A 26,209-nucleotide genomic window follows, 5' to 3' on the forward strand; every position below is an offset into this window, starting at 1 on the left:
CGAGATGGCCCTCGACGCTCCCTCCGACACGCCGCTCTCGATCTTCACCCCCTGGCCGGACCGGCTGCGCCATTCCGCGATCATCCTGCTCGCTGCGGCGCTCGCGCTTGCCGGGCTCGTGCTGCTGGACGAGCTGCTGCCGCTGCGGGCCCTGGCGGTATTCCTGTGCATTTCCGCCGCCGCCCTGGTGCCGTGGCGGCTGCATGGCGCGGTCGCCAAGCGCGAGGAGGAGCGCCACGCCAACCCGGTCGAGGCGCCGGCCGTCAGCGCGGTGGTCGAGGGCATCCCCGATCCCGCCGTGCTGCTCGACCGCGCCGGCCGAGTCATCCACCTCAATGCCGCTGCCGCGCAGCTCGCGCCGGCCCTGCGCAAGGGCGAGCTCGCCCAGTTCGCGCTGCGCACGCCGGAGATCATCACTGCGCTGCGCGAGGCGATCGCCACCACCGAGATCCGCCGTGCCACCTATCACGATCACGTTCCGGTCGATCGCTGGATGGAGCTGATCATCACGCCGGTGCCGGTGCCGACGGCGTTCGGCGGCACGGACAAATGCATGCTGATGACGTTCCACGATCTGACCCCGCTGCGCCGGGTCGAGGAAATGCGCGCCGACTTCGTCGCCAATGCGAGCCACGAGCTGCGCACGCCGCTGGCGGCGCTCTCGGGCTTCATCGATACGCTGCAGGGGCCGGCCAAGGACGATCCGAAGGCGCGCGAGCGCTTCCTCGGCATCATGCACATCCAGGCGACGCGCATGGCGCGGCTGATCGACGATCTGCTGTCGCTGTCACGGGTGGAGCTGTCGGCGCATGTCCAGCCCCACGCCATGGTCGACGTCGTCCCCATCATCCGCCAGGTCACCGACGGGCTGGAGTCGCTGGCGCGCGAGCGCCAGGTAGTGATCGAGACCAGCCTGCCGGACGTGCCGGTGACGATCGCCGGCGACCGCGAGGAGCTGCTGCGCGTGTTCGAGAACCTGATCGAAAACGCGCTGAAATACGGCGCCTCGGGCGGGCGCGTGATCGTCTCGCTGGAGCAGGCCGTCTCCGCCGAGAACGCGCCGGAGATCCGGGTCAAGGTGCGCGATTTCGGCCCCGGCATCGCGCCCGAGCATCTGCCGCGCCTGACCGAGCGCTTCTATCGCGTCGATGTCGGCGACAGCCGCGCGCAAGGCGGCACCGGGCTCGGCCTCTCCCTGGTGAAGCACATCCTCAACCGCCATCGCGGCCGGCTGCTGATCGAAAGCGTGCCGCGCAACGGTGCCGCCTTCACGGCGTGCTTTCCGCAGTCGAAGCCGGCGCGGGGCGCCTGATCGCCCGTCGCATCTGCGGCCCGGCGCGGGCCGGGCTCACGTCCATGGTCGTTGTGAGTTGAGGCCGCCGGAGATCCCAGGGCGATGCGGAGCATCCTCATCGCCCGTCGCGGCCAACTTCCTCAGCGCGTGGTCGACTTCGCCGGCTGGCGGCGGCGGTCGGCCGCGGGCTGATAGGCGACGCGCGAATGCTGCGCGCAATAGGGCAGACCGGAAAGCGCCTTGCCGCCGCAGAAGAAGAAATCCGCGCTTGAGGGATCGCCGACCGGCCAGTGGCAGGTCGCCTCGTTGAGCTCCAGCAGCGACAGCCGCTGGTTCATCGGCACGACGTTGTCGAATGCAACCGGATCGGGCTCCGCCTCAACCTCGAAAACCTGTGCGAGCGCCGTGTTGCCGCGCGCCACCGGGCGCGCCACCCGCATCATCGGCTGTGCCGGGCGGGCCGCCTTGCGCTGGCGCGGTGCCGCGGTGGCCGGGCTCTTGGCGCGGCCGGACAGGCCCAGCCGGTGCACCTTGCCAATCACGGCGTTGCGCGTCACGTTTCCGAGTTCCGCGGCGATCTGGCTGGCCGACAGTCCGGCTTCCCAGAGTTTTTTCAGTTGCTCGACGCGATCGTCGGACCAGGTCAATACGGTCATCGAACCTTTCCCTTCGCGTTGCGCCGGCCAATTCCGGGACGGCGCTGCGATGCTGTCTCAAGAAAATCCCTGGCGGCAGAATCCCTTGTCCCTCGCCGGGCACGCGCAAGGCACCCGGACGTTACGCAAACTCAGAGAACTTCGAGAGGGATCAGAACTGCCGCACGAGATGTCGTACTCGACGTTGAAAACGCTACAATATGGCGTGACTCCCGCGCAAGAGTCGGCGGCCGCAGTCCACACATTCCGTGGTTCCCTGTGGCGTGTCTCGAGGCGTGTCAGGCGTCCGGAATCTCACGGGCCGGCCCCCCATGCATCAGCTGACGCGTAGTTGACTCCCACCGCTGCCCGCATACAATAGATGCACGTGCCGCCTTGAAAAGGCGGCACATTTTGTTTTCTAGGGTGGGGTCCCTGATGCGCGATGGCGCCGCGTGGCGCGTGTCTCGGCCGGCCCGTCAGCTCATGTGATCCGCCATGACCAGTGTTGCCGCTACGCATCTCCTCCCCGTATTCGCCCGGGTCGATCTTTCGTTCGAGCGCGGCGAAGGCGCGTGGCTGATCGCGACCAATGGCGACCGTTATCTCGATTTCACCTCGGGCGTCGCAGTCAATTCGCTCGGCCATGCGCATCCGCATCTGGTCAAGGCGCTACAGGAGCAGGCGGCCAAGCTCTGGCACATGTCGAACCTGTTCAAGAGCCCGGATGGCGAGCGCCTTGCCGCGCGGCTGTGCGAGCAGAGCTTTGCCGACTACGTATTCTTCGCCAATTCGGGCGCGGAGGCGATGGAAGGCGCGATCAAGATCACGCGCAAATATCACGCCGCCAAGGGACATCCCGAACGCTATCGTATCATTACGTTCGAAGGCGCGTTCCACGGCCGCACGCTCGCCACGCTCGCCGCGACAGGTTCGGCCAAATATCTCGACGGCTTCGGTCCGCCGATGGACGGCTTCGATCAGGTTCCGTTCGGCGACATCGAAGCAGTGAAGAAGGCGATCGGTCCGCACACCGCCGGCATCCTGGTCGAGCCGGTGCAGGGCGAGGGCGGCGTGCGCACCGCGCCGCTGCCGTTCTACAAGGCGCTGCGCCAGCTCTGCGACGACAACGGTTTGTTGCTGGTCATCGACGAGGTCCAGACCGGCATGGGCCGCACCGGCGATCTGTTCGCGCATCGCTGGCTCGGCGTCACGCCGGACGTGATGTCGCTGGCCAAGGCGCTCGGCGGCGGCTTTCCCATCGGCGCCGTGCTTGCGACGGCCGAGGCCGCGTCGGGCATGACGCCGGGCTCGCATGGCTCGACCTTCGGTGGCAATCCGCTGGCGGTCGCCGCGGCCAACGCCGTGCTCGACGTGATGCTGGCGCCCGGCTTCTTCGATCACGTCCGCAAGATGTCGTTGCTGTTGAAGCAGAAGCTCGCCGCCGTTCTCGATCGTCATCCCGACATCATCTCCGAGATCCGCGGCGAGGGCCTTCTCATCGGCGTCAAGGCGGTGGTGCCGTCGGGCGATCTGGTCACGGCGCTGCGCGATCAGAAGCTGCTCACCGTCGGCGCGGGCGACAACGTCGTGCGCTTCCTGCCGCCGCTGATCGTCAACGAATCCGAAATCGAACAATCGGTCGAGATGCTCGATCGCGCCTGTGCGGCGCTGTCGGGCGCGCCTGCCAAGCAGGCGGCCGCATCATGAGCAAGACCATGGGCAATACGCCGCGTCATTTCCTCGATCTCACCGAGATGCCGGTGGAGGAGCTGCGCAACGTGCTGGCGCTGTCCAGCGCGATGAAGAAGACCTTGAAGGCGCGCGAGCCGGCGAAGAAGCCGCTCGAGGGCAAGGTGCTGGCGATGATCTTCGACAAGCCGTCGACGCGCACGCGCGTGTCGTTCGACGTCGGCATGCGCCAGCTCGGCGGCGAGGCGATCATGCTGACCGGCACCGAGATGCAGCTCGGCCGCGGCGAGACCATCGCCGACACCGCGCGCGTGCTGTCGCGCTATGTCGACGCCATCATGATCCGCATCCTCAGCCATGAGGCGCTGCTCGAGCTTGCCGCGCATGCCACCGTGCCCGTGATCAACGGCCTGACCCGGCGCTCGCATCCCTGCCAGGTGATGGCCGACGTGATGACCTTCGAGGAGCATCGCGGCTCCATCGAGGGCCGCACCGTGGCCTGGACCGGCGACGACAACAACGTGCTGGCCTCCTGGGCCCATGCCGCCGAGCGCTTCAAGTTCCGGCTCAACGTCGCCACCCCGCCGCAGCTGTCGCCCGGCAAGCCGATGAAGGATTTCATCCGCGCCACCCGGGCCGACATCCATCTCGGCCACGATCCGGAAGTCGCTGTCGCCGGCGCCGACTGCGTCGTCACCGACACCTGGGTGTCGATGGGCGACAAGGATGGCGAGCATCGGCACAATTTGCTCAAGCCCTATCAGGTCAATTCCAAGTTGATGTCGCTGGCGAAGCCCGAGGCGCTGTTCATGCACTGCCTGCCGGCCCACCGCGGCGAGGAGGTCACCGACGAGGTGATCGACGGCCCGCAGTCGGTGGTGTTCGACGAAGCCGAGAACCGCCTGCATGCGCAGAAGGGCATCTTGGCCTGGTGCTTCGGCGAGCGGGCTTAGGGTTCGACGGCGCAATTTCACCGGTGTCGTCCCGGCCTTGAGCCGGGACCCATACCGCGTGATCGAACTGATTTGCAGCTGTGGCCGTTGCTCGGCGTAGTTGGAGCGATCGTGGTTCGTCGGTTACGGCTTAGCGTCGGCGACTACCACCGGCGTTCCTCGATAGCATCCGCGGTATGAGTCCCGGCTCAACGCCGGGACGACAGCCTGGGATGCCCTTCCATTCGTTTCAATCATCCCCAAATACGCCCCATGACAACCAATCCCCCCGACACCGACATCAACCTCGATACCAGCCGCGCCCCCTCGGCGGTGCCGGTCGACGACGCCGTGCTGCCGTTCGAGGTCGCGGCGCTCGATCTGCGTGGGCGACTGACCCGCATGGGCCCGGCGCTCGACGACATTCTCACCAAGCACGCTTATCCCGCGCCCGTGGGCAAGCTGCTCGGCGAGGCCATCGTGCTGACGACCTTGCTCGGCTCCGCGCTGAAATTCGACGGCCGCTTCATCCTGCAGACCCAGACCGACGGCCCGGTGTCGTTCCTGGTGGTCGACTTCCAGGCACCCGATCGCCTGCGTGCCTATGCCCGCTTCGACGAAGCCCGGCTGGCGGAGGCCAAGGATTCCGGCGGCCTGCTCGGCAAGGGGCATCTGGCGATGACCATCGACCAGGGCGCCGACATGAGCCGCTACCAGGGGCTGGTCGCGCTCACCGGCGGCAGCCTGGAGGAGGCCGCTCATGAATACTTCCTGCGCTCCGAGCAGATCCCGACCCGCGTGCGCCTCGCCGTCGGCGAGGAGTGGAGCGGCGGCAAGCACCGCTGGCGTGCCGGCGGCCTCCTGACGCAATTTTTGCCGCAGGCGCCGGAGCGCTTGCGCCAAGCCGACCTGCATCCCGGCGATGCGCCCGAAGGCACCGAGCTGCATGCGATCGAGGAGGACGAGGCCTGGGTCGAGGGCCAGTCGCTGGTCGCGACCGTCGAGGATATCGAGCTGATCGATCCCGCGCTGTCGGGCGAGCGGCTGCTGTATCGCCTGTTCCATGAGCGCGGCGTGCGCGTGTTCGACCTCGTGCCGCTGCAGGCGCGCTGTTCCTGCTCGCGCGATGCGGTTGCCAACATGCTGAAGAGCTTCTCGCCCCAGGACCGCGCCGACATGGTCAAGGACGACAAGGTCGTCGTCACCTGCGAGTTCTGCTCCTCGGTCTATCACTTCACCCCGCACGAAGCCGGCGTGACGGAGAACTGACTCTGTTGCGCTCGCTCCGCGCGTCGTACCGATCGTGGTCGAGCGACAACCCTCCGTACGTCATCGCGAGCGCAGCGACGCGATCCGCAGTCGCTTCGACAGTTCTGGATCGCGTCGTCGCTTCGCTCCTCGCGACGACGCTTGATAGGCTGCGTCGCACGGCATCGGAGAAAACGTCGGGAGTTCGTGTGCGCCGGCGATCTCGATTAGTTCGTTGTTGAAAATCGGCTTTCTCGCTGATCGACGCCACATCCATGCCCGTCGCGTTGATTGGTCGCAGCAACAAACCGCTTGTGCCGTCGGGCAAATCACTGGCACATTTCCGCGCGTCTTGCTGCCGCACGAGGGGCGTTTCGCGACCGTCACGGACCGTTGGCAGCGGGATGCGATGGGCGTGCATGGCCGCAGCGTAGTCAGTCTGCGCGGACGAACGGCGATGCACGTACGGTCAAGTCGCGCGGTCCTGATATCCCGATGCTGATATCAACTCACGCTGAAGCTCCGCTTCGCGTTGAGGATGGTGGCCAACAAGCCCGGCGCACCAGGGAGAACGCGAAGCAGCCGTTAAAACCGTCGCGCAGGGAGGGCCGGGTCGTTCCGGCTGGACCTGTGGTACCTGCCGCCTGCATTTTTTTTCTGCAGGCGGGCCGCAGGCCTCAGCCGAGGCCCGGCCTTCCCTGCGCCCTCTATTTGCAGAGGGCGGGTGAATGGACAAGGCTCGGGCGCGGGATGCGTCGCGAGAACGATTTCGTGCGGCGCGGGTGCAGGATCTGTCGTATTGCAGCACAAGAGACAGCGAGCAGACGAGACTTGGGGCAGTCGGACTGCATGCCTTCTCAGCTAGTTCAACACCCGCTTGCCCTCGGGGCTGTCGAGCGAGAAGGCCGGCACGGCGATGTCGAAGTGCTCGCCGCTCTCGCTCTCCATTTGATACGAGCCGGCCATGAAGCCGGACGCGGTGGTGAGCGGGACACCGGAGGTGTATTCGAAGCGCTCGCCCGGCGCGAGCACCGGCTGCTCGCCGACCACGCCCTCGCCGCGGACCTCCTGCTGCCGGCCGATCCCATCGGTGATGATCCAGTGCCGGCTGCGCAGCCGCACCGTCTCCTCCCCGCTGTTGGTGATGACGACGGTATAGGACCAGAACCAGCGGCCATCGGCCACCGACGACTTCTCAGGCAGGAAGTTCGGTTCGACGGTCACTTCGATGTGGCGAGTCACGGCGCGATACATGGTGGCATTGTAGCGGAAACCCGCGCCGGAACCAATCGCGACGCCATCGTGCTTTCAACACAGTTCCGCATTATGGCACAAGAATCGCGGACTTTGTCGGCCGTACGCGCGATCCGTTCCTTGGACTCGGATCGGGCGCGGCAGGCAGCACCCTGGGGGCGATCGACCTGTCCTGCGTCGTGCGATCGCCCACCAACCGTCCGCCAAGGTCGAAAAACTGGGCGCGGCCCAGCTGATAAGTCCTTCATCGCTTGCGTAAAATCTGCGCAGCCCTACATTTCCCCTGCCGGGCCTCGAAGGCTGGCAGCCTTGACGCGGTGCCTGATGACGTCGATTGTCGATCGCCCTGCCGGACCGTCCGCCCCCGCCGCCAGCGCCGCACCCGCGCCGGCTGCGGAGACTGCCGCCGCGGCGAGCGCGGCTGCATCTGCATCTGCCGTCGCGGCGGCGCCGGCCGTCACCGCTGCACCCGGCACCACCGCTGCTCCTGCGATCACCTTCCCGGCGGTCGGCGAGCGCGAGCTGCGGCTCGACCTGTTTCGCGGGCTGGCGCTCTGGCTGATCTTCATCGACCACCTGCCGCCGAACCTGCTGACCTGGTTCACGATCCGCAACTACGGCTTCTCCGACGCCACCGAGATCTTCATCTTCATCTCCGGCTACACGGCGGCATTCGTCTATGGCCGGGCGATGCAGGATGCCGGCTTCATCGTCGCCACCGCGCGCATCCTGCGCCGCGTCTGGCAGATCTACGTCGCCCACGTCTTCCTGTTCACGATCTTCCTTGCCGAGATCTCCTACGTCGCGACCAGCTTCGAGAACCCGCTCTACACCGAAGAGATGGGGATCATGGACTTTCTCAAGCAGCCGGACGTGACGATCGTGCAGGCGCTGATCCTGCGCTTCCGCCCCGTCAACATGGACGTGCTGCCGCTCTACATCGTGCTGATGCTGTTCCTGCCGCTGATCCTGTGGCTGATGCGCTGGCGTCCTGACGTCACGCTCGGGCTCTCGGTCGTTCTCTACGCACTCACCTGGGAGCTCGATCTCTATCTGACGGCCTATCCGAACGGCTTCTGGGCGTTCAACCCGTTCGCCTGGCAGCTCCTGTTCGTGTTCGGGGCCTGGTGCGCGCTCGGGGGCGCCCAGCGCATGTCGCGCATCATCAACTCACCGATCACGCTCGGGCTCTGCGTCGCCTATCTGGTCGCGGCCTTCTGCGTGACCCTGACCTGGTACATTCCGCAGCTCGGCCATCTGATGCCGCGCCGAATCGAGCAGTGGATGTATCCGATCGACAAGACCGACCTTGACGTGTTGCGTTTCGCGCATTTTCTCGCACTCGCAGCACTCACCGTGCACTATTTGCGCAAGGATTGGCCGCTCTTGAAGTCGCCGTGGCTGCGTCCGCTGATTGTTTGTGGGCAACACTCGCTCGAGATCTTCTGTCTTGGCGTGTTTCTGGCGTTTGCGGGCCACTTCGTCCTTGCCGAAGTGTCCGGCGGCGCCATGATGCACGCGGTGATCAGCCTTTGCGGCATCCTCATCATGTGGGGGGTGGCGTCGTTGATTTCGTGGTACAAGCGTGAGGCCGATAAGGGGGCCGCGCGAAAAGGTGCGCGCAGCAACGCCGATCTGGCGGGAGGGGGCTGATGAAGTCCGTCTCGTGGTTAAGGTTGGGTATCGCAGCGCTGGCTGTTTCGCTGGCGGCCTCCGCGCGCGCGGAAGACGCGCCGCAGAACTGCGAGGTGCCGGCCTACCTGCTGACAACCGAGAGCCCGCTCCCGAAGGTTGCAGACGCCGTCAAGAATGGCCGCACGCTGGATATTCTCGTCGTCGGAAGCCGCTCATCCTCCATTGTCAGCACCTCCGACGCAAATGCCTACCCCGCCCGTCTGCAGGCGGCGCTGAAGGACAAGCTGCCGGCCGTCACCGTCAATCTCAGCGTCGAGCTGCAGCCCAAGAAGACGGCCGAGGAGGTCGCGGGCAATCTCGTTAAACTGGTGGAAGGAAAACGGCCTAATTTGGTCATCTGGCAGACCGGCACGGTCGACGCCATGCGGTCGATCGATCCTGATGAGTTCCGGCAGGCGGTCGACGACGGTGTGGCGACGCTGCAGAAGGCGGGAGCTGACGTCGTCTTGATGAACCTGCAATACAGTCCGCGGACGGAAACATTGATCTCCGTGCCGCCCTATGTCGACAACATGCGTGTGGTGGCGCAGCAGCGCGACATCCCGCTGTTCGATCGGTTTGCCATCATGCGGCAGTGGAACGAGCAGGGCGATTTCGACCTGTTCAATCCGACGCACGGGGTCGAGCTGGCCAGGCAGGTTCATGACTGCATCGGCCGGGCGCTGTCGAAGTTCATCATCGACGCGGCGCATATCGGGCCGGCGCAGCAGAACTAGGATTATGTCGTTCATGACGTCGAATGAGTGTCACCGCGTATCCGGGACATGGGAGAAGCTTTCGGCCGTTGCGGTCATTGCCATCGCCCTCGCGCTGAGCCCGCAGAAGGTACGGGCGCAGAGCGCAGCGCCGGCTGCACCCGCCGCGCTTTCCGATGTGGAGAGCTCCGGTCCGAAGCCTCCGTTGATCAGCGAGCTGCGACCGAGCATCGGTCACATCACATTGGCGCAGGCGAACGATCAGATGCGCGGGCCGATCGCCGCGGTGCGCCCGGCGGCCACGACCTCGCCGCCCGCGGCGACGACCGCGCCGGCCATGACCGATGCACAGCCGCCGGCTGCAGCCGGGCAGGCCGTCGCGGCCACGCCGCCGCAATCGCGCAGCATCACCGAGCGGGCGATCGACAAGGTCAAGCAGGTCGCCAAATCGGCCACCGACATCTTCAACCGCGTGCCGTGCCTGCCGCCGAAGGGTGTCGCCAAGAAGAACTTCATTTCGCTGCCGCACGTCGCCAACAAGCTCGCCTCCGGCCTGCCGGTCGTGATCGTCGCCTTCGGCTCATCGTCGACGCAGGGCTTTGGCGCGAGCGCGCCGGACTACACCTATCCGAACCGGCTCGCCGCGCAGTTGCGCCGGCAATATCCCATGGTCGACATCAGCGTCATCAATGCCGGCGTCGGCGGCGAGGATGCGCCGGAGATGATGAAGCGACTGGAGACGTCGGTGATCGACCGGCGTCCGGATCTCGTGATCTGGCAGGTCGGCACCAATGCCGTGCTGCGCGATCTCGATCCGGCCGAGACCGCCAGGCTGGTCGAGGATGGCGTCGCCAAGATCCAGGCGGCGGCCTCCGATGTCGTGCTGGTCGACCTGCAATATTCGCCGCGCGTCAACGAGCGCTCGGAGAACGCCAGCCGCATGAACAAGCTGCTCGGGCGTATTGCCGAGCTGCATCACGCCGGCATCTTCCCGCGCTTCGAGGTGATGCGCGACTGGCACGAGCGCCAGGCGATCCCGATCAACGAGTTCGTGATCTCGGACGGCCTGCACATGAGCGATTGGGGCTATGCCTGCTTCGCCCAGTTGCTCGGCGACGACATCATCCGCTCGGTCGGCCAGGTCAAGCTCGGCATCAACGCACCGGCCGAGGTGCCGACCTATCGGCCGATGTGATCAGAAGCGAGTAGGGAATGGCGAGTAGCGAATAGGGAAGAGATCCACTACTCGCTACTCCCTATTCGCCATTCGCTACGCCGCCCGCAGGGCGGCGTCCAGATCCTCGATCAGATCGTCGGCATGCTCGAGTCCGGCGGAGAAGCGGATGAAGCCCTCGCTGATGCCGAGCTCGGCGCGCGCCTCCGGCGTCAGCCGCTGATGCGTCGTCGTCGCCGGGTGCGTGACCAGCGTCTTGGCGTCGCCGAGATTGTTGGAGATGCGCGCGAGCTTCAGGCCGTTGAGCGTACGGAACGCAGCCGCCTTGCCGCCCTTGACCTCGAAGCCGACCAGGGTCGAGCCGGCGCGCATCTGCTTGCGGACGGTTGCCGCCTGCGGATGGTCCTCGCGGCCCGGATAGATCAGCCGCGAGATCTTCCGATGCGCGGCGAGGAAGTCGGCCACCTTCGCCGCCGTCTCGGTCTGCGCGCGCACGCGCACCGCCAGGGTCTCCAGGCCCTTGAGCAGGACCCAGGCGTTGAACGGCGAGATCGACGGGCCGGTCTGGCGCATGAAATTGTGGATGTGCTCGGCGATGAACGCCTCCGACGACAGGATCACACCGCCGAGGCAGCGGCCTTGGCCGTCGATGTGCTTGGTCGCGGAATACACCACGACGTCAGCGCCGAGCGCGAGCGGGCTCTGCCAGATCGGGGTGGCGAACACGTTGTCGACGATCAGCCGCGCGCCATGGGCGTGCGCGATCTCGGCGATGGCGGGGATGTCCATCACGTCGAGCGTCGGATTGGTCGGGCTCTCCAGGAAGAACGACTTGGTGTTGGGTCTGACCGCCTTCTGCCATTGGTCGAGGTCGAGCCCATCGACCAGGGTCGACTCGATGCCGTAGCGCGGCAAGAGATCCTCGACCACGTAGCGGCACGAGCCGAACAGCGCCTTGGCCGCGACAACGTGGTCGCCGGCACGGAGGGGAGCCAGGATTGCCGTGGTGACCGCGGCCATGCCGGTTGCGGCCGAGCGGCAGGCCTCGGCGCCCTCGAGCTCGATCATGCGGCGCTCGAACATCGCCGTGGTGGGATTGGAGAAGCGCGAATAGATGAAGCCGGGATCCTCGCCCTTGAAGCGCGCCTCGCATTCCTCGGCGGTGGCGTAGACGAACCCTTGGGTGAGATAGAGCGCCTCGGCGGTCTCGCCGAATTCGGAGCGCAAGGTGCCGGAATGCACCAGCCTCGTTTCGGGACGATAGTGGGCGAACGACGCCGGCGCCTTCGCGGGGGACTTCGACATGTGACCTCCATCGTGGCCACCGCCTCGGGCGATGGGCACAAAAAAACCGGCCTGGGAAAACTCCTCACGGCCGGGATCACAATCGTCCCCGGCCTGTTTAGCGACTTATTTAACGTGGCTGCAAGCCGGCCGGCTCAAATCACCACGGGATAAGTCGTGCTCATAGTCGCAACCGGCCTTTCCGTCAAGCCAGCCATCGGATAACCGGTCAAAAGACCCTATATTGGCTCCATAAGCCGCCGTTCCGGCGCCTGCAAAGGATCAGGTCTTGCCGTTTTCGCTCAGCCCCGACGCCCACGGCATCCTCCCCGATCGCATGATCGTGGCGATGACGGAGGCTGGCCTGATCATCCCCGAATATGATTTCGTCGAGAGCCAGATCCAGCCGGCGAGCCTCGATCTGCGGCTCGGCGACATCGCCTATCGCGTGCGTGCGAGCTTCCTGCCCGGGCCGGGCGCGACGGTCGCCGAGCGCATCGACGAGCTCAAGCTGCACGAATTCGCACTTGCCGACGGCGCGGTGCTGGAGACCAACTGCGTCTACATCGTGCCGCTGTTGGAGAGCTTGGCGCTGCCGAAGGACATCGTCGCGGCCGCCAATCCGAAAAGCTCGACCGGGCGGCTCGACGTGTTCACCCGCGTGATCGCCGACGGCACGCGACGCTTCGACATGATCGGCGCGGGCTATCACGGCCCGCTCTATGCCGAGATCAGCCCGAAGACGTTCCCGGTCCTGCTGCGCGAGGGCTCGCGCCTGTCCCAGGTTCGCTTCCGCTATCGCGACGCGGTCCTGTCGGAGGACGAACTGATCGCGCTGCACCAGGCCGAGCGACTGGTGGATCGCGACGATGCCGATCTCACCGGCGGCGTCGCGCTTTCCGTCGACCTGTCCGGCAGCAATGCGAACGGCAATGTCGGCTATCGCGCCAAGCGCCACACCGGCGTCGTCGACGTCGACCGCCGCGCCGGCTATCCGGTCGAGGAGTTCTGGGAGCCGATCAAGGCACGTCCCGACGGCAGCCTCATTCTCGATCCCGGCGAGTTCTACATCCTGGCCTCCAAGGAAGCCGTGCAGGTGCCGCCGGACTACGCCGCGGAGATGGTGCCGTTCGATCCGCTGGTCGGCGAATTCCGCGTCCACTATGCCGGCTTCTTCGATCCCGGCTTCGGCTATGCCGGCGCCGGCGGGCAGGGCTCGCGCGCGGTGCTCGAGGTGCGCTCGCGCGAGGTGCCGTTCATCCTCGAGCACGGCCAGATCGTCGGCCGTCTCGTCTACGAGAAGATGCTGGCGCGGCCGAATGCGATGTATGGCAGCCGCATCGGCTCCAACTACCAGGCCCAGGGCCTGAAGCTCTCCAAGCATTTCCGTCTCTGAGCGCGGCTGCGTCTGCCGCGCACCCCCAATGCGCCTGCCGCACAGGGCGCGCGCCAGCGCCGTGCTAGGAAAGCGAGAGCAATCGAACGATAAGACGGCCGCGGCCTGCGCGGCCGAGCGGGGAGCTGAAATGTCCGAGATCGGCCTGGCCGACAATCCGGTCGGCGAGGGGCGTGAATTGCCGCCCCCCGAGAAGCCGATCCGGAACAAGCTCGTCGACGGACCCATCCTGCGCACCCTGCTGTCGCTGGCCTGGCCCAACATCATCGCGAACACGGCCGGCACCTGCGTCGTCATCGCCGAGACCTCCTATATCGGCCGGCTCGGTATCGAGGCGCTGGCGGCGATGGCGCTGGTGTTTCCGCTGGTGATCCTGACCATGACGATGTCCGGCGGCGCGATGGGCGGCGGCGTGGCCTCGGCGATCGCGCGCGCGCTCGGCGCCGGCGACGCCGAGCGGGCCTCGACGCTCGCCACGCACGCGCTGCTGATCGCGCTATTGTTCGGCGCGACCTTCATGATCGGCATGCTGGCGTTCGGCCCTGCCTTGCTGGAGGTGCTCGGCGGCCGCGGCGCGGTGCTGAGCCATGCCACGGCCTATCTGCAGATCTTCTTCGGCGGCGCGATCCTGCCCTGGCTGATGAACTCGATGGCTGGCATCCTGCGCGGCACCGGCAACATGAAGCTGCCGTCGTTCATGATCCTCAGCTCGGCGCTGCTGCAGATCGTATTGGGCGGCACGCTCAGCCTGGTCCTCGGGCTCGGCATGCGCGGCGTCGCCGCCGGCGCGCTGCTGGCGTTCTGCGTCAGCATCTCGGTGATGGGCTGGTACCTGTTCTCCGGCCGCGCGCGCGTGCGGCCGAAGCTGCGGGGCCTGAAGATCAGCGGCGCGATGTTCGCCGACATTCTCAAGGTCGGCGCCGTCGCCTGCTTCTCGCCGCTGCAATCCGTGCTGTCGATCGCGATCTTCACGCATATGCTGGCGTCGTTCGGCACCGCCGTGCTCGCCGGCTACGGCATCGGCGCGCGGCTCGAGTTCATGATGACCACGGTCGCATTCTCCGTCGGCATGGCCTCGGTGCCGATGGTCGGCATGGCGATCGGTGCGGAGAGAATCGCGCGCGCCCGCCGCATCGCCTGGACGGCGGGACTGGTGTCGTTCGCGTCGGTGGGCGCGCTGTCGACGCTGATCGCGATCGTCCCGCAATTGTGGGTCGACATCTTCACCCAGGACGAGAGCGCGCGCAGCGCGGGCCGGCACTATCTCCAGGTCGCGGCGCCGATGTATGCCTTCATCGGCCTGGCGATCTCGATGTATTTCTCCTCGCAGGGTGCCGCCAGGGTGCTCGGTCCGGTGCTGGCGCAGACGGTGCGGCTCGTCTTCATCGCTGCGGGTGGCAGCTATCTGTTGAGCCGTGCCGCGACCGAGGGCGACTTCTTCATGCTGGCGGCGTCCTCGATGGTCCTGCTCGGGGTGCTGACGCTCGCCAGCGTCATGCTCACCCGCTGGGGCCCGAAGCCGGCCGCAGCGCTGGAGCTGCGCCCGGCCGTGCTGACGGCCGGACGCGGCCTTGACTCGCGCGGGCCGCCGCCGGCGCGTATCGGCTGAGCCGCTATCCGCGCAGCCCGCCCAACGTGTCCTGCATCGCGCGCGCGCCGAGCTCCATCTGCTGATCGATATAGGGTGCGATCTCGTGCGGCAGCACGTCGGTGGTCCAGATCACCCGGCAGCGCTCGTCGCCTTCCGGGATGATCTGAAACGACGCACTGTGCTGGCTGATGCGTTCGTTCTTGATGGCATAGACGAGGCGCCGGCGTTGATCGTCGCAGTCGACCAGCTGCTCGCGCACCACGCTGCCGTTGGCGAAGCTGACAATGCGGACGTCGCCGTCGAGCGTGGTGCCGGTGACGAAGCCGGGCGCCACCCTGGTATGAACAGCGCCGAAATCCCGCACTGCGTCCCACACTGCACCCGCCGGGGCTGCGATCGGAATGTCCTTCTGGATGGATGCCATGGGCTTGACCTCACGGACACACGGCTTCGATGTTGTTGCCGTCGGGATCGATCAGGAAGGCGGCGTAGTAGGTCGGACTGTAGTCCGCGCGCGGCCCGGCGCCGCCATTGTCGCTGCCGCCGGCCTTCAGCCCCTCGCTGTGGAATCTGGCGACGGCCGCGTGGTCCTGGGCGCGGAACGCGATATGGGCGGCGCCCTTGCTGGCGCCCTTGTCGACATACAGCCACAGCGCCGGCTCCCCCTTCGGGCCGATGCCCGCCGACGCCTCGTCCTTGGAGCAGAGGATGTGGCCGAGCGGCGCCAGCGCCGATGTGTAGAAGCGGACGCTGGCGTCGAGATTGCCGACCTTGAGGCCGATATGATCGTACATCGATGATCTCCATGCTTCGCATGCGGCTGCCGCACGCGCTGAGATCATCCAATCAATGGCGGCTCAGATGGTCTTGGAGAATCTTGCGCTCGCCGCGCGAGACCTTGCGAAACTTCGCCGGCGACACGCCGGCAGCGCGCGCGAATGTGCGGGTGAAATTCGACAGGTCGGCAAAGCCCGAATCATAGGCGATGGTGGTGACCGGCGTGTCCTCCTCGCTGAGACGCCGCGCGGCGCGCCGCAAGCGGGAGCGGATCAGATATTGATGCGGCGTCACGCCGATCGTCGCCGCGAACAGCCGCAGGAAATGGAACGGGCTGACGCCGGCTTCGTGCGCCGCAGCCGCCAGGTCGATGTCGCGCTCCGCATTGTCGTCGATCCACAATGCGCTCTCCACCGCGCGCCGGCGATCGCGCAGGCTCGGCGTCGCCGCCCATTCCTGCCGGCCCGTGGCGGTCGCGACGAAGCGGCTGGCGATGATCTGTCCAACCTCGTCCAGACCGAGGTCCTGCTCGCGCGCGGCGACGGCCTGCGCGAGCTCACCGAGGACCATGAGCTCCGGCAGCGGCGGCATCGCGCCAGCCCGCCAGGCCTGCCTGTCGCAGCCGATCTCGTCGATGAGCGCATCATCGAAGAAGAATGACAGGCATTCGTCGCCGCAGACGTGATCGTGCGTGCACATGAACTCATCGCCGGGATGGCCCACCAGCAGCGAGCCGGTGACCAGTTCGAAGAAGCGGCCGCGGTGCCGGCAGCCGAAGCTGCCCTTGCGCACATAGGACAGCGAGTAGCCGGCATACTGCTCGACATAGGGACGCTCGCCCGGGACCGCTGCACAGCGGAACTCGGACACGGTGACGTCGCGGCTTTCGAACAGGATGGTGCTGGTCATCCTGTAAATCTAGCGCATTGCGGCGGAAAGAGGAGGGCGTCGTGCGAGATAATATCGCGCGACGCGCGAAGGCGGGCTTACAATGCGCGCGGCCTGTCGATGGCGAGAAACGCGTCGAACAACGTCAGGCCCGCATGAGGCTTTGCGCCTTCGAGCGACAGCAGCCGACGCTTGGAGACGATGCCGCTGTTGGGCGACGGCTTGTCGAGGCCGTTGCCGATGTCACGCACGCGGTGACAGGGAACGATCAGCACGAGCGCATTCCTGCTCAGCGCCTGCGCGATCGAATTCAGCGCCTTGGGAACGTGCAGTTCGTCCGCGATCGCGTCGGCGGTGCGCGTCTCGCCGCGCGGAATGGCGCGAATGCAATCATAGACGCGCTGGTTGAAGGCCGTGACGCCGTCGAGGTCGAGCGCAACGTCGGAGAAGTCGACATCCTGCCCGCGCAGCATGGCCGCGATGCCTTCGATGGCGAGTTCAGTATTCGAACACGGGCGCTGCTCCCGTGCGTCGGGAAACTGGCGAAACAGGCGTCGCCGCGTCTCGATTTCCCGTGCTTCCGGCAATTGTACGCCGGTGATTCCGACATCGCTCCACGCAATGCCGCAACGGCCGAGGGCCGTATCAAAGATCGTATACCCACGCCCCATGACGCCACCCCAACCCCACACCACATCATATCATCGTCACGATCGCCCGCATCAACTTTGTTTACAAAGTGTTAACAGCGTGACCTGACCGGGGCGGGTTTGCCCTGATTTGGGTGATGGTTGTCAAGCGTGCCGTTGCGATCGCTGTCTGCGATCTCTGTCATCGCAACGCGATCGCGGGAGGAGGCGCTGCGCGCGGGCGACGCGCGATCGGCCAAGCCGCTACGGCCGGCTCACCAATGCAGGGCCATCGCCGGCGAAATCGGGATCATGCGCAAGCCACAGTTCGAGCAGACTCAGGAAGGTCACGGTGATCCCGATGGCGATGCTGACATGCATCGCCGACGTATGCACGAATCCGAGCAGCCATGGGGCTGCAACCAGCCACACTCCAAGCGCGACCTTCAGCCACTCCTCCCAATCGGCAAACGCAAGAAGGCCGCCGAGCGAGAGCACGATGACGGCAGCCCCCGCCAACTCAGCGTTGATGCGGCCGACGCTGCCGACGAAGCCGAACAGCCAGGGCGCGACGGCCAGGAACAGACCGCAGCCGAGGGTGTAAAGGTCGAGCGCCGACGGACCCGACATCACGGCGAGGGCTTTCGAGGGGGCGGTCTGAGACGCGGGGCTGTGGCTTTGCATGATGTGAGCTCCCAGGACCTTCACGGCGTGGCGAAACAGGGAGAGGCGCCGCTTCCAACGGGCAAAAGCGCGATCGGCCCGATCCGTTCCGGAGCCTGCGGTTGCGGCCGATCACGATCGGGAGATCAGGCCGGTGGTCGAACTCTTGCGTCTGCCCCCCGCGGCCTTGGCGGTCTGGCGGAAACAAGCCGCTTGGCGAAACGCATGGTCTCGGCTAAGCATTGGCGAGCGCGGGCGTAGTTCAATGGTAGAACGGCAGCTTCCCAAGCTGCATACGAGGGTTCGATTCCCTTCGCCCGCTCCAATGCCGCAATGTCCTGCTGCGGTGCCGTGCAAGATCAGCTTTGTACGATAGCCGACGGCCGCGAAGCTGACGGGCGTTTTGCATAGATCGCCTCGATTTCCTTCGCAAAGCTCCGCTCGATCGCCGGACGCTTGTTCTTCAACGTCGGCGTGATCAGGCCTTCCTGCACGGTCCACGGCTCCAAGGTCCAATGCACCGCCTTCGGCGTCGCGTAGGACGGATAGGCCTTCACGGCTCGCGCAATGTGGCGCAGCAGGGAGGCCGCTTCGGCCTCGGTGCCGCGCTGGCCGTGCGCCGCGAGCCTCGCCTGCTGCTCAGCCCAGCCGTTGGCATTGAGCACGACGATTGCGGTCAGGAACGGCCGGTTCTCACCGATCACGATGGCCTGATCGAACAGCGGATCGGTCAGGATCGCGGTTTCCAGATCGGCGGGCGCAATCTTCTCGCCGGTCGAGGTGACGAGGATGTCCTTGATCCGACCGGTGATGGTGATGCGTCCGCTGTCGATGCGGGCCTGGTCGCCGGTGTGCAGCCAGCCGTCGGCTTCCCTGGTGCGCGCGGTCTCCTCCGGCCGGTGCCAATAGCCGAGCATCACGTTCGGGCCGCGCACCATCAACTCGTCATTGTCGCCGATGCGCACCTCGATGCCCGGCAGGGCGCGGCCGACGGTGCGCGGGTCGTTGTCGTCAGGCGTGTTGACGCTGACGACGGGCGATGTCTCGGTCATGCCGTAGCCCTGCAGCACCTCGAGCCCGAGCGCCAGGAACAGCCGCACCACCGGCTCGGCGATCGGGGCGCCGCCGCTGACGGCGACGTGCAGCCGTCCGCCGAATCGAGCCAGTAGCTTGGCGGCGACCAGGCGTTGCAGCAGCGGCCACGCGATACGGTCGAACGCCGAGAGTCTCGTCCCGCGCCCATGCTGCGCATCGAAGCGACGGCCGCCGATCGCGATGGTCAGGTCGAGCAGCACCCGTTCCAGCGGGTTTGCGATCGCGCGGTGATGCATGATGACCGAGTAGATGCGCTCATAGATGCGCGGCACGGAGATCAGGATGGTCGGACGGACCTCCACCAGATCTTCGGACAGCTGCTTCACCGAGCGCGCATAGGCGACGCAGGCGCCGATGGCGATCGGGTAGTAGTAGCCCGCGGTGCGCTCGAACGTGTGTGACAGCGGCAGGAACGACAGGAATACGTCGTCGGTATCGGCCGCCAGCCGCTGATGAATGGCCTTGAGGTTGGAGACGATGTTGTCGTGCGACAGCATCACGCCCTTGGGCCGGCCCGTTGTGCCCGAGGTGTAGACGATGGCGGCGAGGTCGTGCGGCGCGATGGCGATCCGGGTGCCCGGAGGCGTGGCATCGCTGGCCGCTTTCAACCACGCCTCCAGATCGATGAGGCGCGGATCGCCGGTCGGCGAGGTCGTTTGCCGGTCGGCGCAGACGATCCGCCGCAGGTCGGGCAGGGCCTCGCCGACCGCTGCGATCTCATCCCAGCGTGTGTCCGAATCGACCAGCAGCAGCCGGGCACCGGAATCGGCGAGGATGTAGGCGATGCTGTCGGCGTTATCGACGGCATGCATCGGCACCGGCACCAGGCCGAGCGAGAGCGCGGCCTGGTCAATGGCGAGATGCGCGATCCCGTTCGGCATCAGGATGGCGACGCGCTCACCCTGGGCGAAGCCCTCGGCCGCAAGCGCCCGCCGCCATCGCCCGACGACGAGATCGATCTCGCGCCAGCAGAAGCTCGCCCATCGGCCGCTTCCTGCGTCGAAATGTCGGTAGGCCTGCTTGTCCGGGCTCTGTTCGACGCGCCAGTGCCAGAGTTCGGGCAAGGTGGTGATACCGGCCAACGTGTCGGCCGCCATGGCGTGATCATCGATGGGATTTGAGTGCTGCACGCCCGTCTCCGGCGATCCTGAACTCCGTCGCGAAGCAGAAGCTCTGCAGCGGCGGATCGGGTCCGACGTTGACGTAGCGCAATCACCACGAGACAGATCGTGCGTCTGCGCATGGGAGCCCGGCAATCGCGGCAGGCCGACCCCGCTGTGGGAGGTCGGGCGGATCGGGGCGTCCGTCAGGCGCCCTGCGGGACCTTGTCGAGAAACCCGGTGACGCGCCGGATGCGGCCGTCGGCCAGCTCGACGAAATCCGTGCCCTGGATCGGGGCTTCCGCATTCTCGGGGCCGAGCTCCCAGGAAAAGCGGAGATGATGACCGTGGCCGTCCGCGGAGCCGATCAGGCGAAAGCGGAAGTCGGGAAAGCGCTGCTGCACGCCCGCGACCAGGCCGTCCACCGCATCGCGTCCTTCGCCGCGCATCAGCGGGTCGACATAGAGCGCATCCGCGGTCCAGTGACGTGCGAGCAATGCGCCGCGCTGCGCGGCATCGCGTTCGTTCCACAGCGCGATGTAGCTCTCGGCGATCTCCATCGGGTTGGTCATCGGTGCTCTCCATGTTGTGAACGATGATGAGCCCATCATCGCGCCCGGCGCGCAGCGAATCGATTACGTCGAACGTCATCTCATCCGGAATGACAGAACTGTAAGTTGCCGCCCGTTTGCGCGAGGGCTACGCCACGCGCAGAGGCGGTGCGGGGAATGCGTCTCATGATGTCCGACACTTGGAAGTGGATTGCCGTCGCAATCTGTCTTGTGCTGTTCACGGCGGATACCGTGCTCAAGCCGCAGGACAAGCCCAATCGCATGGTGTTCTTCGAGCTGCATCGCGGCGGGAGCCCGACGATGATCGGCATGATGCGCGCCGACCTCGTCAAGCTGCCGGGACGCGGCGCCAGCCGCATCCGCGATGCGCTCGCGCGCGGCGAGACGTTAACTGTCTGGCAATATGAATTAAGAAAGATTGAAGACGGCAGCTATCAGGAGGTGCCGGAGCGACAGATCCAGCTCGGCGCCGCCGATGCGCCGCTCGTCACCTTTGGTGCACGGATTCGGCTGCCCGATAATTAGTTCGGTCCAGACGGCGAAAGCATCGGGAGGCAGATCGTCTCCCCGGCTGCCAGCGCGATATCGGCCCGACCTCGCTCCATCTCCCGATCCAGACGGCGCGGTGCGAGGAGAGACCCTGCCGCGCCCGCTTGCGGCGCGGGGCTCGGCCGAACGGTCCAACCTTGTGATTGCATTCGTCGCATCTCCGGATTTCGGCCATGCCGTCGGGGCTGGCGGAAGCCCGCACCCGCGATCGTGATCGCACGAGCACCCCTGGGCCGGCGATGAGCGGGCGAGCGTCCCGCCGTCACTGGGCAGCGGGGCGCGTGTCGCGCGGAAGCTCGGCCCCGGGTTTCTCCGGAGTGTCGTTTGTGCCGCCGTGACGCCGCTGCCGCGCCGATGGGCGAATCATGCCGGGCCTCTGCCTTGCTCGTGGCGCCACCGCCATGTCCGGAACCAGCGTTGGTCCATTTTCGGTGGTAGCGACTCATTGGTGCAGCGGGCTTGCAACACTCGCGGTGAATTTGGCTTTCGCAGCTGCGCTCTCCTGGACAAAAACACGATCTCGAAACACGCTGCATTTGCGATTTGGATTTGGCTTTCGCGTTCCGGTTCTGCGGATGGGGTCGTGATTGCAAGGTCCACCGCAGTCCAAGCATCACAAGAAGCGCATCACACGAAGCGTGCCAAAGTCGGTCAGATCGGTTTTCGCCGGGTTGCACTGGGGCTCGACATGAAATTCTGGACGGGATTGCTTGCGGTCGTTCTGTTGCTGTCGGGGGTCGGCGCCAGCCAGGCCGTGGTCCGGATCGCCGATGACCGCGGTGGCCGGATCGGAACCTATGTCGACAAGTACCAGGGCCTGCGATCCTCCGGTGAGTATGTGATCATCGACGGGCTCTGCGCATCGGCCTGCACCATCGTGCTTGGGGCGATCCCGCACGAGAAGATCTGTGTCACCTCGCATGCCAATCTCGGCTTCCACGCCGCCTGGGATTTCGGCGCCAACGGCCGCGCCGTCACCAATCCCGAGGCGACCCAGATGCTGTACTCGATGTACCCTTCGCCGATCCGCCGCTGGATCACCCAGCGCGGCGGCCTGACGCCCCGGATGATCTTCCTGAAGGGCAGGGAGCTGCAGGCAATGTACAAGCCCTGCTATATGGATGCCCAGGCGTCCTCTCCGGCCTCCTCGCACGTCGTGCCCAATGCACCGACCATCTCGCCGGCTGCCGCCAAGGCCTCTGCCTCCCATTGATCACACTGAGGCACTAGTCGCTTCGGGTGATCGCGGCCCGACTGCGGCGCTTGCCTGGACCGGCTGCGGGGCTTATCTGGAGCGAGAGGGGTGGGCCGCTTGGCCGGCTCCGGCCGATGAGTACGCCATCATGCAGCCTCTTTCAGCGCCCCAAGAGATACCGTCCGCATCGCGAGCCCGGCGTCCGGCCTCTGCTCCGGCCCTCGCGGCGGGGATCGCGGCGATCGGGCTCGTCGTCGGCGCCGTGACGATGTGGGTGCAGTACGGGACCGCGGTGTTCTTCGAGACCATCGCGGCCGGCTGGCAGGCCTGCTTCTGAGAGACAGTGAAGGAGCGCGCAATGCCGTCCAATGTCACCCGTCCGCTGGTGATCGTCGGAGCCTTCGCCGCCAGCCTGGTGGTCGGGTTGTCGCTGATGTTCCTTGTCATGGGCGGCGGCCGCAACATCGCGGCGCCGGCCGCGATCGGCGGCCCGTTTCAGTTGACCGACCAGAGCGGTGCCGTCGTCACCGAGAAGAGCCTGGAAGGGCGGCCGACGCTGATCTTCTTCGGCTTTACCCATTGCCCGGACGTCTGTCCGACCTCGCTGTTCGAGATCTCCGAGGTGCTGCGCGCGATGGGCAAGGACGCCGACAGCGTCAACGCCTATTTCGTCTCGGTCGACCCCGAGCGCGACAATCCGGCCGCGATGAAGGACTACCTCTCCAGCTTCGACCCGCATCTCAAGGGCCTAACCGGCGATCCCGAGGTGCTGGCGAAGGTTCTCACCGAGTACCGGGTCTATGCCAAGAAGGTCCCGCTGAAGGACGGCGATTACACCATGGACCACACCGCTTTGGTGTATCTGATGGACCGCAACGGCCGGTTCGTCGCACCGTTCAACCTGAAGCGGACGCCCGAGGAAGCCGCGGCGGATCTCAAGAAATACCTCTGAGCGCGTTAACGCTCCAGCCGGGCGGCCGCCTCCGGGCCGAATCCAGCCTCGAATTTGCGCATGGATGGTCTATAAGGCGCTGACCATCGGGACCGCTGATGCCGACCGTCTTGTCAAAGCCCGTGAAATCCGCGCCTGCGGCCGGCGCCGCCATTGCCGGCGCGCTGCTGTGCTTCGGCCTGGCCGCAGCCGGCTCGGAGGCGCGCGCCCAGGCGCCGGTGCGGCCGGCGGTCGAAGCGGCGCCGCAGGCCGTCCCTGGGTTCTGGGACCCGCGACGCCGACCGGAGCGGCCCGATCTGTCGCGCCTCACGGTGATTCGGTTCCTGACCGAGACCGACTATCCTCCGTTCAACTTCACGGGTCCGGACGGCAATCCGGCCGGCTTCAACGTCGATCTTGCCAGGGCGATCTGCGACGAGATCAAGGTGACCTGCACCGTCCAGATGCGCCGGTTCGAAACCCTGCTCGACGCGCTGTCCTCCAACCGGGGCGATGCGATCATCGCCTCGATCGCGGTGACGCCGCAGATGCGGGCGCGGGCCGATTTCTCCGATCCGTATTACCGGGCGCCCGCGCGTTTCGTGTCCCGCCGCGACGCCGTCATGACCGAGATCCGCCCCGAATTTCTCGAGGGCAAGAAGATCGGCGCCGTCGCCGGCACCGCGCACGAGGCTTACCTCAAGGCGATGTTCACCGACGCCGAGATCAAGAGCTATCCGAACGACGAGGCGCTGCGGCAGGCGCTGCGCCGGGCCGAGGTCGACCTGATCTTCGGCGACGGCATTTCGCTGGCGTTCTGGGTCAATGGCACCGATTCCGGCGATTGCTGCGCCTTTTCCGGTGGACCTTTCGTCGAAAGCCGCTATTTCGGCGAGGGCGTCGGCATCGCCGTGCGCAAGGGCAACGACCTCTTGCGCCAGGCGCTGAACTGGGCGCTGTTCCGGGTCTGGGAAAAAGGCCGCTACACCGACCTGTGGCTGCGCTACTTCTCGATCAGCCCGTTCTAGCGCTTGCCGTCGTTCCGGGGCGCGTCGAAGACGCGAACCCGGAACCTCGAGATTCCGGGTTCGATGCTTCGCATCGCCCCGGAATGACGGGTATCATGACCTCTGTTTTGCACTGACGTCTTCGGAGAAGTCTTTTTCACGATGTCCACGATCGATCTCGTCCCAACCAGCCCGAGCGACCTGCGCGCGCTTGCCGAAAACTCCAACGCCTGGCCGTTCGAGCAGGCGAAGGCGATCGTCAACCGGCTGAAGAAGAATCCGAAGGACGAGGTGCTGTTCGAGACCGGCTACGGTCCGTCCGGCCTGCCGCATATCGGCACCTTCGGCGAGGTCGCGCGCACCACCATGGTGCGCCACGCCTTCCGCGTGCTGACCGAGGACAAGATCAAGACCCGCCTGATCGCCTTCTCCGACGACATGGACGGCCTGCGCAAGGTGCCGGACAATGTGCCGAACAAGGAGATGCTGGCCACCCACCTCGGCAAGCCGCTGTCGCGAATCCCCGACCCGTTCTCCAACGAATATCCCTCGTTCGCCGCGCACAACAATGCGCGGCTGCGCGCCTTCCTCGACAGGTTCGGCTTCGACTACGAGTTTGCCTCGTCGACCGAGTACTACACCTCCGGCAAGTTCGACGCGGCGCTGCTGCGGATGCTGGAGCGGCTGGAGAAGGTGATGGCGATCATGCTGCCGTCCTTGCGCGAGGAGCGCGCGGCGAGCTACTCGCCGTTCCTGCCGATCTGCCCGCGCACCGGCCTCGTGCTGTACGTGCCGATCGTCGAGCACGACGCCAAGGCCGGCACCATCTCCTATGACGATCCCGAAACCAGGGAGCGCATGACCGTTCCGGTCACCGGCGGCCATTGCAAGCTGCAATGGAAGCCGGACTGGGCGATGCGCTGGCATGCGCTGGGCGTCGACTATGAAATGGCCGGCAAGGACCTGATCGACTCGGTGAAGCTGTCGGGCAAGATCTGCGCGGCGCTCGGTGGCACGCCGCCGGAGGGCTTCAACTACGAGCTGTTCCTGGACGAGAAGGGCCAGAAGATCTCGAAGTCGAAGGGCAACGGCCTGACCATCGACGAATGGCTGCGCTACGCCTCGCCGGAATCGCTGTCGCTGTTCATGTATCGCGAGCCCAAGGCGGCGAAGCGGCTGTATTTCGACGTCATCCCCCGCAACGTCGACGATTACCAGCAGTTCTTGGAAGGCTTTCCGAAGCAGGACGCCAAGCAGCAGCTCGGCAACCCGGTCTGGCACATCCATTCCGGCAAGCCGCCGAAGGCCGACATGCCCGTCACCTTCCAGCTGCTGCTGACCCTGGTGTCGTCGTCGAACGCGGAGAATGCCGAGACGCTGTGGGGGTTCATCGGCCGCTACCGGCCCGGCGTGACGCCGCAGACCCATCCCAAGCTCGACGCGATGGTCGGCTACGCCATCAACTACTATCGCGACTTCGTGGCGCCGACCAAGACCTTCCGCGAGCCGACCGAGGGTGAGCGCGTGGCGCTGCAGGACCTGCGCGATGCGCTGTCGAACCTGCCGGCTGACGCGACGGCCGAGGACATTCAGAACGTGGTCTACGAGATCGGCCGCCGCGAGCCGTTCCTCGACCACGCCAAGAAGGGCAAGGACGGCCGCCCCGGTGTCTCGCTCGACTGGTTCAACATGCTCTACCAGGTGCTGCTCGGCCAGGAGAAGGGCCCGCGCTTTGGGTCCTTCGTCGCGGTCTACGGCGTCAACAATGCGGTGGCGATGATCGACGGGGCATTGGCACGCAGCGCGTGATTGCCAAGCTCATCGCGCCACCAAAGGTGTCGTCCCGGCGAACGCCGGCAACTGTTATGTTGATGGAGTGATCGCATAAGGTTTTCGGTCGCGCATCATGGCAT

General features: G+C 66.1%; 25 protein-coding genes, 1 tRNA gene and 1 riboswitch. Of the genes, 16 read left to right on the forward strand and 10 right to left on the reverse strand.

Translation table 11 applies throughout. From position 1 onward, the window contains the following. The first annotated feature begins 4 nt into the window (after positions 1 to 4). On the forward strand, positions 5 to 1,312 hold the full coding sequence (locus ACQR0W_RS32585; RefSeq protein WP_315717141.1) for an ATP-binding protein: 1,308 nt from the start codon (positions 5 to 7) through the stop codon (positions 1,310 to 1,312). 122 nt (positions 1,313 to 1,434) lie between these two features. Here the strand turns inward: ACQR0W_RS32585 and ACQR0W_RS32590 are convergent, their stop codons facing one another. Continuing rightward, complete coding sequence (locus ACQR0W_RS32590; RefSeq protein WP_315717142.1) at positions 1,435 to 1,950, reverse strand: GcrA family cell cycle regulator; 516 nt, start codon at positions 1,948 to 1,950, stop codon at positions 1,435 to 1,437. 477 nt (positions 1,951 to 2,427) lie between these two features. Between ACQR0W_RS32590 and ACQR0W_RS32595 the strand changes: the two genes are divergently transcribed. From ACQR0W_RS32595 to ACQR0W_RS32605, 3 genes are all read left to right on the forward strand, one after another. Further along, entirely contained in the window at positions 2,428 to 3,639 is a 1,212-nt protein-coding gene (locus tag ACQR0W_RS32595; RefSeq protein WP_315751238.1) for an aspartate aminotransferase family protein, read from the forward strand. Between the two features lie 8 nt (positions 3,640 to 3,647). Further along, a complete protein-coding gene (gene argF, locus ACQR0W_RS32600) occupies positions 3,648 to 4,574 on the forward strand; it encodes an ornithine carbamoyltransferase (RefSeq protein WP_315717175.1) in 927 nt (308 codons plus the stop codon). A 252-nt stretch (positions 4,575 to 4,826) separates the two neighbouring features. Next, the gene (locus tag ACQR0W_RS32605) at positions 4,827 to 5,822 is read left to right on the forward strand and encodes an Hsp33 family molecular chaperone (RefSeq protein ID WP_315717144.1); all 996 of its coding nucleotides are present in this window, start codon (positions 4,827 to 4,829) and stop codon (positions 5,820 to 5,822) included. 840 nt (positions 5,823 to 6,662) lie between these two features. Here the strand turns inward: ACQR0W_RS32605 and apaG are convergent. Next, a complete protein-coding gene (apaG, locus tag ACQR0W_RS32610; protein ID WP_315717145.1) occupies positions 6,663 to 7,055 on the reverse strand; it encodes a Co2+/Mg2+ efflux protein ApaG in 393 nt (130 codons plus the stop codon). 324 nt (positions 7,056 to 7,379) lie between these two features. On the opposite strand from apaG, the gene ACQR0W_RS32615 reads away from it, so the two are divergent. Genes ACQR0W_RS32615 through ACQR0W_RS32625 form a run of 3 tightly spaced genes read left to right on the forward strand, consistent with a single transcriptional unit; the run spans position 7,380 to position 10,640 of the window. Continuing rightward, positions 7,380 to 8,708 carry an OpgC domain-containing protein gene (locus ACQR0W_RS32615; protein ID WP_315827958.1) on the forward strand — a complete coding sequence of 443 codons (1,329 nt, stop codon included), beginning with the start codon at positions 7,380 to 7,382 and terminating at the stop codon, positions 8,706 to 8,708. Next, on the forward strand, positions 8,708 to 9,466 hold the full coding sequence (locus tag ACQR0W_RS32620; protein WP_315717147.1) for an SGNH/GDSL hydrolase family protein: 759 nt from the start codon (positions 8,708 to 8,710) through the stop codon (positions 9,464 to 9,466). Before ACQR0W_RS32615 ends, ACQR0W_RS32620 begins: the two co-directional genes overlap by 1 nt. 13 nt (positions 9,467 to 9,479) lie before the next feature. Next, positions 9,480 to 10,640 carry a GDSL-type esterase/lipase family protein gene (locus ACQR0W_RS32625; RefSeq protein WP_315827959.1) on the forward strand — a complete coding sequence of 387 codons (1,161 nt, stop codon included), beginning with the start codon at positions 9,480 to 9,482 and terminating at the stop codon, positions 10,638 to 10,640. Between the two features lie 75 nt (positions 10,641 to 10,715). Here the strand turns inward: ACQR0W_RS32625 and ACQR0W_RS32630 are convergent, their stop codons facing one another. Beyond that, positions 10,716 to 11,924 (reverse strand): O-succinylhomoserine sulfhydrylase, encoded by a 1,209-nt coding sequence (locus ACQR0W_RS32630; RefSeq protein ID WP_316170708.1) that lies wholly within the window; start codon positions 11,922 to 11,924, stop codon positions 10,716 to 10,718. 76 nt (positions 11,925 to 12,000) lie between these two features. Continuing rightward, positions 12,001 to 12,080, reverse strand: a riboswitch (SAM riboswitch). Between the two features lie 112 nt (positions 12,081 to 12,192). Here ACQR0W_RS32630 and ACQR0W_RS32635 point away from each other — a divergent pair. Together ACQR0W_RS32635 and ACQR0W_RS32640 are read left to right on the forward strand one after the other, a co-directional pair. Then, positions 12,193 to 13,299 (forward strand): 2'-deoxycytidine 5'-triphosphate deaminase, encoded by a 1,107-nt coding sequence (locus tag ACQR0W_RS32635; RefSeq protein ID WP_315717150.1) that lies wholly within the window; start codon positions 12,193 to 12,195, stop codon positions 13,297 to 13,299. Between the two features lie 130 nt (positions 13,300 to 13,429). After that, the gene (locus tag ACQR0W_RS32640; protein WP_316170709.1) at positions 13,430 to 14,908 is read left to right on the forward strand and encodes an MATE family efflux transporter; all 1,479 of its coding nucleotides are present in this window, start codon (positions 13,430 to 13,432) and stop codon (positions 14,906 to 14,908) included. Positions 14,909 to 14,912: 4 nt separating this feature from the next. Here ACQR0W_RS32640 and ACQR0W_RS32645 read toward each other — a convergent pair whose 3' ends face one another. The 5 genes from ACQR0W_RS32645 to ACQR0W_RS32665 all read right to left on the reverse strand — a co-directional run bounded on the left by ACQR0W_RS32645 (position 14,913) and on the right by ACQR0W_RS32665 (position 17,868). Then, positions 14,913 to 15,314 (reverse strand): SRPBCC family protein, encoded by a 402-nt coding sequence (locus tag ACQR0W_RS32645; protein WP_316170710.1) that lies wholly within the window; start codon positions 15,312 to 15,314, stop codon positions 14,913 to 14,915. A gap of 10 nt (positions 15,315 to 15,324) precedes the next feature. Beyond that, positions 15,325 to 15,684 carry a VOC family protein gene (locus ACQR0W_RS32650; protein WP_315751247.1) on the reverse strand — a complete coding sequence of 120 codons (360 nt, stop codon included), beginning with the start codon at positions 15,682 to 15,684 and terminating at the stop codon, positions 15,325 to 15,327. 52 nt (positions 15,685 to 15,736) lie between these two features. Continuing rightward, positions 15,737 to 16,576: a helix-turn-helix transcriptional regulator gene (locus ACQR0W_RS32655; protein WP_315717154.1), complete on the reverse strand. Its 840-nt coding sequence runs from the start codon at positions 16,574 to 16,576 to the stop codon at positions 15,737 to 15,739. A 77-nt stretch (positions 16,577 to 16,653) separates the two neighbouring features. Continuing rightward, positions 16,654 to 17,226: a methylated-DNA--[protein]-cysteine S-methyltransferase gene (locus ACQR0W_RS32660; RefSeq protein WP_315717155.1), complete on the reverse strand. Its 573-nt coding sequence runs from the start codon at positions 17,224 to 17,226 to the stop codon at positions 16,654 to 16,656. A 222-nt stretch (positions 17,227 to 17,448) separates the two neighbouring features. After that, a complete protein-coding gene (locus tag ACQR0W_RS32665) occupies positions 17,449 to 17,868 on the reverse strand; it encodes an SPW repeat protein (RefSeq protein ID WP_315717156.1) in 420 nt (139 codons plus the stop codon). 230 nt (positions 17,869 to 18,098) lie between these two features. On the opposite strand from ACQR0W_RS32665, the gene ACQR0W_RS32670 reads away from it, so the two are divergent. Beyond that, positions 18,099 to 18,172, forward strand: a tRNA-Gly gene (locus tag ACQR0W_RS32670). A gap of 34 nt (positions 18,173 to 18,206) precedes the next feature. Here ACQR0W_RS32670 and ACQR0W_RS32675 read toward each other — a convergent pair. Together ACQR0W_RS32675 and ACQR0W_RS32680 are read right to left on the reverse strand one after the other, a co-directional pair. Beyond that, a complete protein-coding gene (locus ACQR0W_RS32675; protein ID WP_316187459.1) occupies positions 18,207 to 20,039 on the reverse strand; it encodes an AMP-dependent synthetase/ligase in 1,833 nt (610 codons plus the stop codon). Positions 20,040 to 20,248: 209 nt separating this feature from the next. Beyond that, a complete protein-coding gene (locus tag ACQR0W_RS32680) occupies positions 20,249 to 20,614 on the reverse strand; it encodes a nuclear transport factor 2 family protein (protein ID WP_316170712.1) in 366 nt (121 codons plus the stop codon). 165 nt (positions 20,615 to 20,779) lie between these two features. Here ACQR0W_RS32680 and ACQR0W_RS32685 point away from each other — a divergent pair, with 165 nt between their 5' ends. The 6 genes from ACQR0W_RS32685 to ACQR0W_RS32710 all read left to right on the forward strand — a co-directional run bounded on the left by ACQR0W_RS32685 (position 20,780) and on the right by ACQR0W_RS32710 (position 26,105). Continuing rightward, positions 20,780 to 21,139, forward strand: a complete 360-nt coding sequence (locus ACQR0W_RS32685; RefSeq protein WP_316170713.1) for a hypothetical protein — start codon at positions 20,780 to 20,782, stop codon at positions 21,137 to 21,139. 712 nt (positions 21,140 to 21,851) lie between these two features. Continuing rightward, on the forward strand, positions 21,852 to 22,376 hold the full coding sequence (locus tag ACQR0W_RS32690) for a hypothetical protein (RefSeq protein WP_315751255.1): 525 nt from the start codon (positions 21,852 to 21,854) through the stop codon (positions 22,374 to 22,376). 130 nt (positions 22,377 to 22,506) lie between these two features. Further along, positions 22,507 to 22,695, forward strand: a complete 189-nt coding sequence (locus ACQR0W_RS32695) for a hypothetical protein (RefSeq protein WP_315751257.1) — start codon at positions 22,507 to 22,509, stop codon at positions 22,693 to 22,695. 21 nt (positions 22,696 to 22,716) lie between these two features. Then, positions 22,717 to 23,310, forward strand: coding sequence for an SCO family protein (locus ACQR0W_RS32700; protein WP_315717162.1), 594 nt, complete (start codon positions 22,717 to 22,719; stop codon positions 23,308 to 23,310). Positions 23,311 to 23,408: 98 nt separating this feature from the next. After that, positions 23,409 to 24,317 (forward strand): transporter substrate-binding domain-containing protein, encoded by a 909-nt coding sequence (locus ACQR0W_RS32705; protein ID WP_316175635.1) that lies wholly within the window; start codon positions 23,409 to 23,411, stop codon positions 24,315 to 24,317. 141 nt (positions 24,318 to 24,458) lie between these two features. Beyond that, positions 24,459 to 26,105: a lysine--tRNA ligase gene (locus ACQR0W_RS32710; RefSeq protein ID WP_315751260.1), complete on the forward strand. Its 1,647-nt coding sequence runs from the start codon at positions 24,459 to 24,461 to the stop codon at positions 26,103 to 26,105. The last annotated feature ends 104 nt before the right edge of the window (positions 26,106 to 26,209 follow it).

The sequence above is a fragment of the Bradyrhizobium sp. HKCCYLRH1034 genome (genome assembly GCF_051168375.1).
Classification (GTDB): Bacteria; Pseudomonadota; Alphaproteobacteria; order Rhizobiales; family Xanthobacteraceae; genus Bradyrhizobium.

Excerpts from the sequence above, each read along its gene's own strand:
- ACQR0W_RS32590 (WP_315717142.1), bottom strand. The coding sequence starts at position 1,950 with ATGACCGTATTGACCTGGTCCGACGATCGCGTCGAGCAACTGAAAAAA.
- ACQR0W_RS32690 (WP_315751255.1), top strand. The coding sequence starts at position 21,852 with ATGAAATTCTGGACGGGATTGCTTGCGGTCGTTCTGTTGCTGTCGGGG.
- ACQR0W_RS32620 (WP_315717147.1), top strand. The coding sequence starts at position 8,708 with ATGAAGTCCGTCTCGTGGTTAAGGTTGGGTATCGCAGCGCTGGCTGTT.
- ACQR0W_RS32595 (WP_315751238.1), top strand. The coding sequence starts at position 2,428 with ATGACCAGTGTTGCCGCTACGCATCTCCTCCCCGTATTCGCCCGGGTC.
- ACQR0W_RS32685 (WP_316170713.1), top strand. The coding sequence starts at position 20,780 with ATGATGTCCGACACTTGGAAGTGGATTGCCGTCGCAATCTGTCTTGTG.
- ACQR0W_RS32615 (WP_315827958.1), top strand. The coding sequence starts at position 7,380 with ATGACGTCGATTGTCGATCGCCCTGCCGGACCGTCCGCCCCCGCCGCC.
- ACQR0W_RS32700 (WP_315717162.1), top strand. The coding sequence starts at position 22,717 with ATGCCGTCCAATGTCACCCGTCCGCTGGTGATCGTCGGAGCCTTCGCC.
- ACQR0W_RS32625 (WP_315827959.1), top strand. The coding sequence starts at position 9,480 with ATGACGTCGAATGAGTGTCACCGCGTATCCGGGACATGGGAGAAGCTT.
- ACQR0W_RS32705 (WP_316175635.1), top strand. The coding sequence starts at position 23,409 with ATGCCGACCGTCTTGTCAAAGCCCGTGAAATCCGCGCCTGCGGCCGGC.
- ACQR0W_RS32695 (WP_315751257.1), top strand. The coding sequence starts at position 22,507 with ATGCAGCCTCTTTCAGCGCCCCAAGAGATACCGTCCGCATCGCGAGCC.
- ACQR0W_RS32630 (WP_316170708.1), bottom strand. The coding sequence starts at position 11,924 with ATGTCGAAGTCCCCCGCGAAGGCGCCGGCGTCGTTCGCCCACTATCGT.
- ACQR0W_RS32680 (WP_316170712.1), bottom strand. The coding sequence starts at position 20,614 with ATGACCAACCCGATGGAGATCGCCGAGAGCTACATCGCGCTGTGGAAC.
- apaG (WP_315717145.1), bottom strand. The coding sequence starts at position 7,055 with ATGTATCGCGCCGTGACTCGCCACATCGAAGTGACCGTCGAACCGAAC.
- ACQR0W_RS32710 (WP_315751260.1), top strand. The coding sequence starts at position 24,459 with ATGTCCACGATCGATCTCGTCCCAACCAGCCCGAGCGACCTGCGCGCG.
- ACQR0W_RS32650 (WP_315751247.1), bottom strand. The coding sequence starts at position 15,684 with ATGTACGATCATATCGGCCTCAAGGTCGGCAATCTCGACGCCAGCGTC.
- ACQR0W_RS32675 (WP_316187459.1), bottom strand. The coding sequence starts at position 20,039 with ATGGCGGCCGACACGTTGGCCGGTATCACCACCTTGCCCGAACTCTGG.
- argF (WP_315717175.1), top strand. The coding sequence starts at position 3,648 with ATGGGCAATACGCCGCGTCATTTCCTCGATCTCACCGAGATGCCGGTG.
- ACQR0W_RS32640 (WP_316170709.1), top strand. The coding sequence starts at position 13,430 with ATGTCCGAGATCGGCCTGGCCGACAATCCGGTCGGCGAGGGGCGTGAA.
- ACQR0W_RS32660 (WP_315717155.1), bottom strand. The coding sequence starts at position 17,226 with ATGGGGCGTGGGTATACGATCTTTGATACGGCCCTCGGCCGTTGCGGC.
- ACQR0W_RS32605 (WP_315717144.1), top strand. The coding sequence starts at position 4,827 with ATGACAACCAATCCCCCCGACACCGACATCAACCTCGATACCAGCCGC.
- ACQR0W_RS32655 (WP_315717154.1), bottom strand. The coding sequence starts at position 16,576 with ATGACCAGCACCATCCTGTTCGAAAGCCGCGACGTCACCGTGTCCGAG.
- ACQR0W_RS32665 (WP_315717156.1), bottom strand. The coding sequence starts at position 17,868 with ATGCAAAGCCACAGCCCCGCGTCTCAGACCGCCCCCTCGAAAGCCCTC.
- ACQR0W_RS32585 (WP_315717141.1), top strand. The coding sequence starts at position 5 with ATGGCCCTCGACGCTCCCTCCGACACGCCGCTCTCGATCTTCACCCCC.
- ACQR0W_RS32645 (WP_316170710.1), bottom strand. The coding sequence starts at position 15,314 with ATGGCATCCATCCAGAAGGACATTCCGATCGCAGCCCCGGCGGGTGCA.